This window comes from Streptomyces deserti, from assembly GCF_054782695.1.
Genome location: NZ_BAAGRZ010000013.1, coordinates 53,760 through 66,032 on the forward strand (window position 1 = coordinate 53,760; position 12,273 = coordinate 66,032).

Annotated in this window: 11 protein-coding genes; 3 read left to right on the forward strand and 8 right to left on the reverse strand. The window is 72.5% G+C overall.

All coding sequences use genetic code 11. From position 1 onward, the window contains the following. Positions 1-98 precede the first annotated feature (98 nt). Entirely contained in the window at positions 99-1,178 is a 1,080-nt protein-coding gene (locus ACYVMZ_RS21875) for a GlxA family transcriptional regulator (protein ID WP_461082184.1), read from the forward strand. Here ACYVMZ_RS21875 and ACYVMZ_RS21880 read toward each other — a convergent pair. From ACYVMZ_RS21880 to ACYVMZ_RS21890, 3 genes are all read right to left on the reverse strand, one after another. Beyond that, entirely contained in the window at positions 1,114-1,365 is a 252-nt protein-coding gene (locus ACYVMZ_RS21880) for a DUF5133 domain-containing protein (protein ID WP_461082186.1), read from the reverse strand. The genes ACYVMZ_RS21875 and ACYVMZ_RS21880 overlap by 65 nt on opposite strands. Before the next feature lie 159 nt (positions 1,366-1,524). Continuing rightward, complete coding sequence (locus ACYVMZ_RS21885; RefSeq protein ID WP_461082188.1) at positions 1,525-3,294, reverse strand: ABC transporter ATP-binding protein; 1,770 nt, start codon at positions 3,292-3,294, stop codon at positions 1,525-1,527. A gap of 283 nt (positions 3,295-3,577) precedes the next feature. Beyond that, the gene (locus tag ACYVMZ_RS21890) at positions 3,578-4,435 is read right to left on the reverse strand and encodes an aldo/keto reductase (RefSeq protein ID WP_461082191.1); all 858 of its coding nucleotides are present in this window, start codon (positions 4,433-4,435) and stop codon (positions 3,578-3,580) included. Positions 4,436-4,768: 333 nt separating this feature from the next. Here ACYVMZ_RS21890 and ACYVMZ_RS21895 point away from each other — a divergent pair, with 333 nt between their 5' ends. Beyond that, positions 4,769-5,239 (forward strand): cation:proton antiporter regulatory subunit, encoded by a 471-nt coding sequence (locus tag ACYVMZ_RS21895; RefSeq protein WP_461082398.1) that lies wholly within the window; start codon positions 4,769-4,771, stop codon positions 5,237-5,239. Positions 5,240-5,494: 255 nt separating this feature from the next. Here ACYVMZ_RS21895 and ACYVMZ_RS21900 read toward each other — a convergent pair whose 3' ends face one another. The 4 genes from ACYVMZ_RS21900 to ACYVMZ_RS21915 all read right to left on the reverse strand — a co-directional run bounded on the left by ACYVMZ_RS21900 (position 5,495) and on the right by ACYVMZ_RS21915 (position 10,106). Continuing rightward, on the reverse strand, positions 5,495-6,712 hold the full coding sequence (locus ACYVMZ_RS21900) for a cation:proton antiporter (RefSeq protein ID WP_461082193.1): 1,218 nt from the start codon (positions 6,710-6,712) through the stop codon (positions 5,495-5,497). A 529-nt stretch (positions 6,713-7,241) separates the two neighbouring features. Then, complete coding sequence (locus tag ACYVMZ_RS21905) at positions 7,242-7,529, reverse strand: DUF3040 domain-containing protein (protein ID WP_461082195.1); 288 nt, start codon at positions 7,527-7,529, stop codon at positions 7,242-7,244. Positions 7,530-7,905: 376 nt separating this feature from the next. Beyond that, a complete protein-coding gene (locus tag ACYVMZ_RS21910) occupies positions 7,906-8,589 on the reverse strand; it encodes a class I SAM-dependent methyltransferase (protein WP_461082197.1) in 684 nt (227 codons plus the stop codon). Positions 8,590-9,143: 554 nt separating this feature from the next. Then, positions 9,144-10,106, reverse strand: coding sequence for an ankyrin repeat domain-containing protein (locus ACYVMZ_RS21915; RefSeq protein WP_461082199.1), 963 nt, complete (start codon positions 10,104-10,106; stop codon positions 9,144-9,146). Positions 10,107-10,320: 214 nt separating this feature from the next. Between ACYVMZ_RS21915 and ACYVMZ_RS21920 the strand changes: the two genes are divergently transcribed. Further along, positions 10,321-11,370: an LLM class flavin-dependent oxidoreductase gene (locus ACYVMZ_RS21920; protein WP_461082201.1), complete on the forward strand. Its 1,050-nt coding sequence runs from the start codon at positions 10,321-10,323 to the stop codon at positions 11,368-11,370. Between the two features lie 31 nt (positions 11,371-11,401). Here ACYVMZ_RS21920 and ACYVMZ_RS21925 read toward each other — a convergent pair whose 3' ends face one another. After that, on the reverse strand, positions 11,402-12,202 hold the full coding sequence (locus ACYVMZ_RS21925; protein WP_461082203.1) for an alpha/beta fold hydrolase: 801 nt from the start codon (positions 12,200-12,202) through the stop codon (positions 11,402-11,404). Between the last annotated feature and the right edge of the window lie 71 nt (positions 12,203-12,273).

Here is a 12,273-nt window from a genome sequence, read left to right on the forward strand (position 1 = left end):
CAACGGGTTCTCGCCAACCGGGCTGACCAGCGTCTGCCTTCGGCCGACCTCCTGCCCTGTGTCCTGCGCGTGGCGGGGACCCGCCTATCGTGGCCGCCATGCACTCCGTGGCGATCCTGGTTCTCGACGACGTGGTGCCGTTCGACATGGCGGCGCCCCTGCAGGCGTTCGACTGGACGCGCCTGCCGGACGGCCGGCATCCCTACCGGGTCCGCCTGTGCGCCGAGTCGCCGGAGGTGCGCGCGGACGGTGGTTTCGGCCTGCGGGTCGACTGTGGGCTGGAGGCGCTGGCGGACGCGGACACGGTCATCGTGCCGGGCCGCTCCCCGGACGCCGGGCCGCCCTCCGAGCGCGTGCTGGCGGCCCTGCGGCAGGCGGCCGAGTCGGGCACGCGGGTCGCGTCCGTGTGCGTGGGCGCGTTCGTGCTGGCGGAGGCCGGGCTGCTGGACGGGCTGCGCGCCACCACGCACTGGGTGGCCGCCGACGATCTGGCCCGGCGCTATCCACGCGTCGAGGTGCAGCCGGACGTGCTGTACGTCGACAACGGGCAGATCCTCACCTCGGCCGGGGCCGCCGCCGCGCTGGACATGTGCCTGCACATGATCCGGCGGGACTTCGGGTCGGCCGTCGCCGCGGACGCCGCCCGGATGTCGGTCATGCCGCTGGAACGGGAGGGCGGCCAGGCCCAGTTCATCGTGCACCGGCACCCGCCCGTGCCGCGCGGGTCGGCGCTCGAACCACTGCTGGAGTGGATCGAGGACAACCTGGCGGCCGAGGTCACGCTGGGGGCGATGGCGGCGCGCGCCGGGATGAGCGAGCGCACCTTCAGCCGCCGGTTCCGCGAGCAGACGGGCACGACACCGCTGCAGTGGCTGCTGCGGGCGCGCGTGCGGCGCGCCCAGTACCTGCTGGAGAACAGCGACCACTCCATCGAACGCGTCGCGCGGCAGGCCGGTTTCGGGTCGCCCACGGCGTTCCGCGAACGGTTCCGCAAAGTGGTCGGCACCACACCGCACGCCTACCGCACGGCGTTCCACGGAAAGACGGCTGCCTCGGCGGCCCGCGCACGGGCCGCCGAGGCAACGCCCGGTCCACGCCCGGGCCCGCGAGATGTCACACGGCCAGCGACAGGCCGTTCTCCTCGTCCGGGTCCGCGGTCTCGGACCGCCCCTTGGTGAGCAGCAGGGCGTCCGCCTTGGCGATGGCGTCGTGAAGGCTGGTCGTTCCCATCATCACGCACAGCGTGTAGCTGACGTTCTCCAGCTCGCGTTCCGCCGCCGGCAGGTACTTCTCCGACTGAGCGATCCGCAGCGACGCGTACCGCGTCAGCAACTTCCTGACGACCTTCGGGTCCGGTACGAGCACGTAGCGCCCCTCTCTCGATTTTCGCTGCGTATGCCCGAACCAGGTGGAAACATTCACACCTTTCTCTCACCGGGGCGGAATTGACGAGAATTTGTCGTCTGCTGACCAACCGTCAGGCCAGACACCGCCCAGCCCGCGGACCAGCCCTCGGACCAGCGGTCAGGCGACCTGCCCGCTGTGCAGCGCCGTGTACGCCCCGCCCCGGCGCAGGAGCTCCTCGTGTGTGCCGATCTCCTGGATCCGGCCGTCGGCCATCACCACGATCCGGTCCGCGCCCCGCACGGTGGACAGCCGGTGCGCCACGACGAACGTGGTGCGTCCGTGCAGCAGCCGGGCGAGCGCCTGCTGGACCAGCGCCTCCGAGCGGGTGTCCAGCGCCGAGGTCGCCTCGTCCAGCACCAGCACCTTGGGGTCCCTGATCAGGGCACGGGCGATGGCGAGGCGCTGCCGCTGCCCGCCGGACAGCCGGGCGCCGCGCTCGCCGACCAGGGTGTCGAGGCCCTGCGGGAGCCGGTCGACGAACTCCAGCGCGTTGGCGTCGCGCAGCGCGGCCCGTACCGTCTCCTCGTCGGCGTCGTCCATGCCGTAGGCGACGTTCTCGCGGACGGTGCCGTCGAAGAGGATCGACTCCTGGGGCACCACGGACAGGAACCGCCGGTAGGTGCGCAGATCGAGGGTGCTCATGTCGGTGCCGTCGAGCAGGATCCGGCCCGAGGTGGGGCGGATGAAGCCGATGACGAGGTTGAGCACGGTGGACTTGCCCGCGCCGGAGGCGCCCACGAGCGCGATGGTCTCCCCCGGCGTCACGTCGAGAGTGAAGTCGCTGATGGCGCGGCGTCCGTCGGTGTCGTAGGCGTAGTCGACGTCGTGGAAGGTGATGGCGCCGCGCAACGCGGTGAGCTCGGCCTTGCCCTCGTTGTCCTCCAGTTCGGGCGCCTGCAGCACCTCGCCGACCGAGCGGACGGACTCCAGTCCCTTGGTGATGACCGGGGCCAGGCCTGCCAACGTTGTCGTGGAGTTGGTGAGGGTGGTCAGGAAGGCACTGAGCATGACGACGTCGCCGGGGGTGACGCCCCAGACGCCGTAGTACGAGACCAGCGCCGCGGCCGCGAGGACGAGCACGCCGATCACGTTGAGGACCACCCAGGCCAGCGAACCGAACCGGCCGTTGACCAGGTCGAGGCGCAGCCCGGAGGTCAGCAGCCGGTTCAGGGTGCCGTTCATGCGGCGCAGCGCCTTGCCCTCCAGGCCGTGGGCGCGGGTGACCGGGATGAGACGGGTCATCTCCGTCACCCGGGACGACAGGGTCTCCACCTCGTGGCGGAAGTGCTCGTTGTGGGTGCGCAGCCGGGACCGCAGCCGGGCCACGAGGAGGGCCGCGGCGGGGACGACGACGAGGAAGACGGGCAGGAACTCCGGTGTGCGGACGGCGATGATGACCAGCCCGCCGGTGAGCACGGTGACCGCGCCGAGCCCGTTCTCGGCGGTCTGCTGCACCATCTGCTCGACGGTCTCCACGTCGCGCACCACCTTGGCCTGCAGCACGCCGGCGCTGACGCGCGAGTGGTAGCCGATGGAGAGTTGCTGCATCCGCGTGCACAGCGCCGAGCGCAGGGCGGTGCCCATGCGGCGCACGCTGCCGTAGAGGAGGCGGACGTACAGCAGGTGCAGCGGGTAGTTGACCAGCAGGATGAACAGGATGATCCCGGTGCTGGTCCACAGTCTGCTGATCGGCTGGTGCTGGACGACGGTGTCGATGATGGAGGCGGTGATGAGCGGCAGCAGCCAGATGGGGCTGTGCTTCACCGTGAAGACGACGACGGCCGCGGCCAGGCGGGCGCGATCGGAGCGGAACAGGTAGGCGAGGGTGCGGATCGGGTGCTCGCCCCGGTAGCGGTGGTCGAGCGGTTTTTCCAACGGCGACGCCACGGCGGTGGTCCTCCCCGGTTGCCGGACGGATGGCAAGCGCTTTCTTCCCGTGCGGGCCAGGAGTACACCAGGCTCCCGGGCGGCTTATGGGTCGTCCGCGACATGAGACGGCAGCCGGAAGCGGCCGGAGTCCCCGGCCGGACGAGCGCGCGGCCGCCCGCGCCGCGGGAGGGAGTGCGGCGCGGGCGGGGGTGCGGCAGGGGGCGCGGCGTAGGCGGGGATGCGTCGCGGGCGAGGGTGCGGCGTGGGCGTGATGCGCGTGGGCGTGGTGCCGGCGGCGGGTTCAGGCCGCGTCCAGCTCCGCGAGTTCGGCGTCCGTCAGGACGAGGTCGGTGGCGGCGACCGAGTCCCGTATGGTCTCCGGCCGGCTGGCGCCCGGGATCGGGACGACGACCGGCGACTTGGCGAGCATCCAGGCCAGGCACACCCGCTGCGGGCTCACGCCCCGAGCCTCGGCGATCCGGGCGAACGCGGCGTGCGCCGAGCCCAGTTCACCGGCCCGGGAGATGCCGCCGAGGGGACTCCAGGGCAGGAACGCGATGCCGAGTTCGTCGCACAGCCGCAGCTCCGGCTCGCTGGAACGGAAGGCCGGGGAGAACTGGTTCTGCACGGAGACGAGCCGGCCGCCGAGGACATCGTTGGCCTGTCGGATCTGCTCGGGGTCGGCGTTGGAGATCCCGGCCATGCGGATCTTCCCCTCGTCCAGCAGATCGCGGATCGCGCCGACGGACTCCTCGTACGGGACCCGGGGGTCGGGCCGGTGGAACTGGTACAGCCCGATGGCCTCCACGCCGAGCCGGCGCAGCGACGCCTCGCAGGCCTCCTTGAGGTGCCGGGGGCTGCCGTCCAGCGTCCAGCTGCCGTCGCCCGGGCGCAGATGGCCGCCCTTGGTGGCGACCAGGACGTCGGCGCCGCGGTCGTGGGAGGCGAGGGCCTTGGCGATCAGGGTCTCGTTGTGACCGATCTCGTCGGCGTCGCGGTGGTAGGCGTCCGCGGTGTCGATCAGGGTCACTCCGGCGTCGAGCGCGGCGTGGATCGTGGCGAGGGAGCGTTCCTCGTCCGGTCGTCCCTCGATGGACATGGGCATCGCGCCCAGGCCGATCGCACTGACCTCGACGTCACCGATGCGGCGGGTGTGCATGTGCTCGTGACCTCTTCCGGCTGTTGTTTCGCTGTCGCGCAGAACGATGCGGGCCGGCACACGACCGCGATCGCGGCGCGCCGGCGCACTCCAGCCTGGCCGTCGGGCGGCCGGAGGTCCAATAGAAGAAGGAGAACGCATTCAGTGCTCGGGCAGCTGAATGGTGGGGTGGGGCGGGTCCGGCGTGCAGGCCGGTCCGCGCGGAAGGGCCGTCGCGGCGCTTCCGGCGGGCTTCGGTCGGCTGGTTTCGGGTGGTCGCTAGGGTGTCATCAACGTTGTGCTGAACACACACTCGCATCGGACAGCAGGGGGACAGCCGTGGGCGCCGCACGCATGAGCAGTACGCCGTTGCCCGGGATCGGGGTCCGCTACGACCTGACCACGCGCGAGCGGCGCCGTCTGTCGGTGGTGGCCCATCGGGACGGCGCCCGGACGTTGAACGCGTACCAGGAGGACGATCCGGACGCCTGCGCGCTGTCCGTGCGGCTGACCGAAGGGGAGGCGGCGGCCCTCATCGACGCGTTGATGCCGGCCCATCACAGCCCCAGCCTGCTGTCGACGACCGAGTTGGGGCTGGTGGCCGAGCGCATCGAACTGTCGGCGGGGTCGCATTGGAACGGGCGGCTGCTGGGCGAGACCCGGATGCGTACGGAGACCGGTGTGTCGATCGTGGCGGTGCTGCGCCGGGCGGAGGCGGTTCCCTCCCCCGGGCCGGAGTTCCGGCTGGCCGGCGGAGACGTGCTGATCGTGATCGGGACGCGTGAGGGTGTGGAGGGGGCCGCCGGGATCCTCGGACGGGAGTGAGAACGGGTAGTTCTCGCTGCTTTCTCGGACAGTGGGCTCGGTCCCGCCCGTAGGCCGGGGCCCAGGGGACGGCCGTGGCCTCCGCGGCGGCGCTGCGAAGCGGCCCGGGGCAGCCATCGCCAACCGAAGCCCGCGGCGACTGCGGCTGCGGCTGCCTCAACCACAGCAACGCCGCTGCAAAGCGACCAGCCCAGCAACACCCAGGGCCCGCAGGGCTCTTGACCACTCAACACCCTGCGTCCTGTGTCGCCCGGCTCAGCCGTTCGCGTGTGCCGCCTCGACGGGCTCGGTCGTCGCCGGCGCGTCGAGTGGTTGCCGCGACGGGCGGCGGGAGACGCGGCGGGCGAGGGGTTCGGTCCAGCGGGCGGCGAGCGGGCCGAGGATGACCAGGATCAGAACGTACGCGGTGGCCAGCGGGCCGATGCGCGGTTCGACGCCGACGGCGAGACCGGCGATGACGATGGAGAACTCGCCGCGGGCGACGAGGGTTCCGCCGGCCCGCCAGCGGCCCTTGACCGAGATTCCGGCGCGCCGGGCGGCCCAGTAGCCGGTGGCGATCTTGGTGAGGGTGGTGACGGCGGCCAGGGCGAGTGCCGGGGCGAGGACCGGCGGGATGTCCGCGGGGTCGGTGTTCAGGCCGAAGAAGACGAAGAAGACCGCGGCGAACAGGTCCCGCAAGGGGGTGAGGAGGTTGCTGGCTCCCTCGGCGACCTCGCCGGACAGCGCGATGCCGACCAGGAACGCCCCGACCGCCGCGGAGACTTGCAGCTGCTGGGCGAGACCGGCGACGAGGAGGGTGAGGCCGAGGACGACCAGGAGGAGCAGCTCGGCGTTGTCGGAGGAGACGGCGCGGCTGACCAGCCGGCCGTGCCGCAGCGCCACGTACAGGACCGCGCCGACGGTGCCGAGGGAGACCAGCAGGGTGACCGCGCCGCCCGCCAGGCTCACCCCGGCGAGCAGGGCGGTGAGGATCGGCAGGTAGACGGCCATGGCCAGGTCCTCCAGGACCAGGACGCCGAGGACGACCGGGGTCTCGCGGTTGCCGAGTCGGCGCAGGTCGCCGAGGACCTTGGCGATCACCCCGGACGAGGAGATCCAGGTGACGCCGGCCATGGCGACGGCTGCCACGGGCCCCCAGCCGAGCAGCAGCGCCAGGGCGGCGCCGGGAGCGGTATTGAGGACGAAGTCGACCCCGCCGGACGGGTATTGGGTCTTGAGGGTGGTGACGAGTTCGGACGCGCTGTACTCCAGGCCGAGCAGGAGCAGCAGCAGAATGACTCCGATCTCGGCGCCGGTGGCGATGAACTCCTCGCTGGCCTGCAGAGGCAGGATGCCGCCGTGCCCGAAGGCGAGTCCGGCCAGGAGGTAGAGGGGAATGGGTGAGAAGCCCACCCGTCCGGCGAGCCGTCCCAGCAGTCCCAGGCCGAGAATGATCGCCCCGAGTTCGATGAGCATGGCGGTGGTGTCGTGCACGGGCGTCTGACCTCCGTGGATCGGTTCGGTGGCGGCGTCTGTGCCTCTGCGGGTGCCGGGCGGCCGGGCCGGGTTCGGCGGTTGCGGGTGTCGCTACGGGTACGCGGGTTCCCGTGGGGCCGGCCGTCAGCGGGCCGGGGCCGGGTCACACGGTCCGGCGGGGCCCGAGGCCGGGTGCGTGGCGCGGCCCGGGCGGGGTCGACGTACCGGTCCTGTGGCGATGGCCGCGTGGATCGGGCGAGCGTCGGCGCGCGGTGCGCTCAGGCGGCGCTGCCGGTATCGGGAACTCCGTCGCGGGCGGGGTTGTCGACGCGCACGGGGAAGACTCCACTCATGTCACGCCCCCCATCACGTCGGCCCGGAATCCGGCGATCAGCAATTGACCAGCAAGTGAACGAACGAAGGAGCGAAATGACGCTCAACGGAGCGTAAGCGCTCGATAAGGAATCCTAGCGCAACCCGAATACCGATCTTCGCGAAATCGTTGACGACCGTGAGACCGGCCGGGCGCACCTGCGGCGTCCGGGCCTCAGCGCAGCGGTGGGGTGCGCCGTCCCGGGTGAACGCGGTGCGGGTCGAACAACTCCACGGCTATCCCGGTGAGGACCAGACCGGTGGCGATGAGCAGCCCGTCGGCCAGGGCCATCCCCGTGACCAGCACGCCCAAGCCGACCGCGAGCGCGCACCACGCGCGGGTGCGGCGGTACTCGCGGGGCCGGGCGGGGCGTCCGGCCCGCAGCGCGCGGGCGAACCGGGGATCGTCACGCTCGAGCCGTGCTTCGAGCGCACCCAGACGTTCGTCGTCGGACGGGGGCATGGTTCCTCCTTCCCGGGCCCGTGCCTCGCTCAACGGGTGCGGGGATGGGGGTAGTTGATTCCTGCCGCAGGGCATGGACGGACTGGGGGAAGCAGCGTGGCCCCGGTCGTGGCGGACGCCGGAGGGACCGGGCGTACGTCGTCATCGGCGTCGTGATGCAGAGCATTCGGACTTCAGCGTTGTCCCCTCCGGCGGCTTACGCCATCAGGCCCATCACCCATCATTCCTGGTGGCTGTCCCCTGCAAACACCGTCGCACGGGCCGCAGTTCAGGCCGCCGTACGGGATGTCGTATCGGCCGCCCCGCGCCGCTCGCACATCGGTGACAACCCGCAGGTGGCCGTCACCCACGCCGGGGCGCTGACGGCCGGCTCGGTTCACACCGTCCCGGCAGGTCGGCGCGGCAGCACCTGGGTGACGCGCCACAGCCGGCGCGGCAGTTCGCCCTCCTCGAAGGGGTGCACCTCGTTCAGGATCCAGCCGTCGGCCAGGGCGTCGACCAGGGCGCGGGGGAAGAAGTGCACCGCGAAGCCGCCGTGCTCGTAGATGTCGTCGCCGTGCGGGACGCCGGCGCCGTAGTGGGCGTCGCCGGTGTGCCGGACGGTGTAGACGAAGGTGCCGCCCGGCCGCAGGACGCGGCGCACCTCGCGGACCGCCGCGTGGATCTCCTCGGTGGACAGGGCCATGCACAGCAGCATGTGGGCGAAGACGGCGTCCACCGAGCCGTCGGGCAGCGGCAGTGGTGTGCGGACGTCGTGGTCGAGGGTGGTGACCCGGTCGGCCACGCCCTGGGCGCGGGCTGCGTCGCGCAGTTGGGCCAGGGCGGTGGGGCTGAAATCGGTGGCCTGGACGGTGAAGCCCTCGCGGGCGAAGAACAGCGCGTCGCGTCCGTGGCCCGCGCCGAGCTCCAGTACCTCCCGGGCCCGGGCCTGGCGGAAGACCTCGGCGGCGTGCACACCGGCGGCCGAGGGGTGTGCGCCGTACATGCCCGGGTGGGCGGCGTACGTGCCCTGCCAGTGCCGCCGCTGGGCGTGGCCGAGTTCGGGCCGGTCCTGCGCCATGTCCGCCTCCTGCTCCGCGTCCTACGAGATCCTGCCTTGTCACCGCGCCGGACGCCCGTCCAGACAGCCGGCCCTCTGCGAAACCCGCCTGCCTGGAGGCCAACGGCCGTGCTCACCACGGTCGTGCCGTTGATGCCGCTGGATCTCGACAACACCCTCGTCGACCGCGACGCCGCCTTCCGCGGCGCGGTCGCCGCCTTTCTGGAGACGTAGCCGACGGCCGCCGTCCGTGCCCTGCCCAGCGGACACCGTCGGCCTGCCCCTCGCCGGCGCGTGGGTCGTCGGCGACTCCCCGCACGCCGGCATCGCGGCCGCCCGTGCGCTCGGCCTTGCGCAGCGTATGGGTGTCCGGCGGGCGGCCGTGGCCCCAGGAGTCGTACCAGCCCGGTCGTGTGGTCGCTGACGGCGCCTCAGCGATCCGTCAGCCTGCATCCCTGCGGACCTTGACGGCCCGGGCCTTCACCACGGTCGCCGCCGACGGGCTGACGCGCCTGGAGCTCCCGCACCAGGTGGCCGGCACGGCGTCGTTCCGTGTCGCGCGGTGCTCCCCCTCGTCATTGCTTCCAGTGGTCACGCCGCGGCAGGCGGACCCAGCTGTCGGGCGGCCCGACCACGGCCCGCGCGTCGGTCGGGCGCAGGCCCGCGTAGGCACAGGCGTAGGCCACCGCGTTGTAGCGGTAGAGGTAGGAGGCCAGGACCTCCTCGGGTGAGTCGTCCGCGTCCGGACCGCCGCCCGGGTGGAGGTCCCAGCCCTCGATGACACCGTCGCGGGCGATGCTGCCCTGGTTGCCGCTCTTGGGGTTGGCGTACAGGCCGTAGCAGACGGTGCCGACGGACAGCCGGGTCAGCACGCCCGGCATCTGCGGCGCGTAGCCCCACGGCTGGGTCACGACGCAGCCGCCCGGCACGGACGTCACGCCGATGATCCACAACTCGTCGTCCGAGTCGTACGCGTACGGCTCGTCGAGGAGGTCGTCCAGTTCCTTCCCGCCCACCGGAGTCGCCTCCAGGCGGCGTATCGCCTCCTCGGCGTCGATGCCGGTCACGCAGGCCAGGCCCGTGCCCTCGTAGTGGAGGTCTCCCAGTGCCGCGACGAGTCGTCTGCCTTCCTCCGCCGCCGCGCGTTCCGCCTCGGTCAGGCCCCGTTCCCCTTCGGGGATCGCGAACAGGTCCGGTGTCGGTCCGGCCAGGCTCAGCCGGCCCGGCGACCAGCCGCCGATCTGAGGCCGCCAGGGGTCGGCTCCGGCGGCGGCGAGGGCACGCGCGTTGTCAGGGCGGTCGGACAGGACCGCTTCCCACAGGGCGGTCCTGCCGTCCTGCAGCGCGTCCACGTCCGCGCCGCGCCGCGCGAGTTCCGTGACCACCTCCGGTGAGCCGAACACCGCCGCCCGGTGAAGGGGCCGCTCGCCGCCCCAGGCCTCCGGATCGGCGCCCTGGTCGAGACGCCGCCGGACGTCGTCGTGGTCCCGCCAGCCCTCCCAGCCCATGCCCGACCAGCCGTCACTCCGACCCGCCATCGTGCTCCTCCCGACCCGACCCGACCCGATCCGGGCGGTGCCGCCCACCGCCCTCGTACGCACACGATCGCAGACGGGTCTGACAGTGAGGCGGCCCCCGGAAGCGCCAGGCTGCCTCAACGGGCCTGGCTCCCTGAGGGATTCGTCCACATGCTCGTCAGGACGGGAGAACGGCACACCCGTCGCGCGGTTCCCGCTTCGGAAGGTGGCGCCTGTGAGGTTCAGCTACGCGATGCTCCCCGACTACCCGCTCACGGAGGCCCTGGACTCCATCGCACTCGCCGACGAACTCGGCTTCCACGCCTGCTATGCCGCCGACGAGACCTGGCACAAGGACTTATGGCTCCTCTTCGCCGCGGCCGCCGGCCGGACCAGCCGGATCCGTCTGGGCCCGAGCGTGTCCCCCGTGACGCTGCGGGAGCCGACCCTGATCGCCCAGGCCCTCGCCACCCTCGACGAACTGTCCGGCGGGCGCGCCGAGGGTGTGCTGTCCAGCGGCAACTTCGGGCTGCTGGCGCAGTACCGCATCGACTGGGCGCGTACCCGGCCGCTGTCGCGGGTCAAGGAGGCCCTCCACGTGGTGCGGACGCTGCTGGACGAGGGGGCCATCACCTACGACGGGGAGTTCTTCTCGTACGACGGGCTGTTCACCTTCGCCCGGCCGGTGCAGAGCCGGGTCCCGCTCAAGCTCGGGGCGATGCGCGGGCCGAAGTCCTTCGAGGCCGCGGGCGAGTTGTCCGACGGCTGCCATCACGCGCTGAGTTACACCCGCGAGGCCTACGACTACGCGGTACGGCACATCCGGGCCGGAGCCGAACGCGCGGGCAAGGACTGGCGGTCGCTGGACATCGGGGCGTGGGTCGTCTTCGCGACCGGGCCCGACTCCGCCGTCGCGAAGGACGCGGCGCGCAGCATGGTCGGGATCTACGCCTCCTCGATGCCCGAGGAACAACTGCGCCGCAACGGAGTGGACCCGGGCGAGCTCAAACCGGTCGTCGACGCCATCGCCGCCGGCGATCTGGCCCGTGGCATCGAGCTGACCACTCCGGAGATCGCCGAACGCCTCTCGATCGCCGGCACCCCTGAGGAGTGCGCGGAGAAGATCCGGCGGGACATCGCCCCCAGCGGGGTGAACCACGTCATCTGCGCTCTCACCGACCGCACCATCGTCAAGGCCTTCACCGGCCGGGACCTCGCGGAGGCGGCCGATGTGAACACCCAGCTCCGCCTCATCCACGACCGGATCATGCCGGCGTTCCGCTGACGCAGGGCCGGGCGGCTCCAGCGGCGCGGGGTCAGCCGCGTCGGACGGCCGTCGTGCCGGCCGCCCAGGCGTCGATGAGCCGGACCGTGCGCTCGGGGTGCTCCTCGTGCAGGTAGTGCCCCGAGTCGGGCCAGTGGTCGACGCGTGAACCGGGCACGTGCAGGGTGCCGCGTTCCCAGGCCGCGGCCTCGGCCGAGGTCCACACCGTGAGCGCGGGCCGCGCCCGGCGCCGCAGATACGCCTCGCTGCGCGGGCGGACGCCCACCGCGCCCGGGTCGGTGTACATGCCGGCGTAGGCCTGGGCGATGACATGGTCCGGGGTGCCGAGCATGGTACGCACGTGGGCGGTGCGCAGTCCGGGCGGGGCCTGCGGGGAGAAGGCGCCGGCCACGAAGGTGGCCGCCTCGCGGGCGCCGCCTGCCCGGTAGGCGGCGAGCCGCGCCGGGATCCCGTCGGCCTCGTCGCCGTGGGCGCCGTGCGCCGGGTCGAGGGCGATGACGGATCGCACGGTCCTCGGGTGGTGGACGGCGAGCAGGTTGACGACCTGGCCGCCCATCGAGTGCCCGACGGCGATCACGGGACCCGTGCCCGACGCCTCGGTCAGGGCGGCCAGGTCGGCCGCCATCTGCGCGGGCGTGTTGCCCTGCGCCGGCACCGCGGAGCGGCCGTGCCCCCGCAGGTCGGGCACGACCACCCGGAACCGCCCGGCCAGCGCCTCGGCGTGCGCCGACCACTCCCGTCCGTCGCCGCCCCAGCCGTGCACCAGCAACAGGGCCGGTCCGCGGGCCGGTCCGAGGACCGTGTGGAACAGCCGGATGCGGCCGGGCGTCATCAGCGGTCCTCCGTACGACGGCCGCGGTCCGCCACGTCGAGGCAGACGGGCCGGTGGTGTGGCTCTTGCAT

Coding starts and splice junctions, on each gene's coding strand:
- ACYVMZ_RS21905 (WP_461082195.1), bottom strand. CDS start 7,529: ATGCCCCCGTCCGACGACGAACGTCTGGGTGCGCTCGAAGCACGGCTC.
- ACYVMZ_RS21890 (WP_461082191.1), bottom strand. CDS start 4,435: ATGCACACCCGCCGCATCGGTGACGTCGAGGTCAGTGCGATCGGCCTG.
- ACYVMZ_RS21910 (WP_461082197.1), bottom strand. CDS start 8,589: ATGGCGCAGGACCGGCCCGAACTCGGCCACGCCCAGCGGCGGCACTGG.
- ACYVMZ_RS21895 (WP_461082398.1), top strand. CDS start 4,769: ATGAGCAGTACGCCGTTGCCCGGGATCGGGGTCCGCTACGACCTGACC.
- ACYVMZ_RS21915 (WP_461082199.1), bottom strand. CDS start 10,106: ATGGCGGGTCGGAGTGACGGCTGGTCGGGCATGGGCTGGGAGGGCTGG.
- ACYVMZ_RS21925 (WP_461082203.1), bottom strand. CDS start 12,202: ATGACGCCCGGCCGCATCCGGCTGTTCCACACGGTCCTCGGACCGGCC.
- ACYVMZ_RS21875 (WP_461082184.1), top strand. CDS start 99: ATGCACTCCGTGGCGATCCTGGTTCTCGACGACGTGGTGCCGTTCGAC.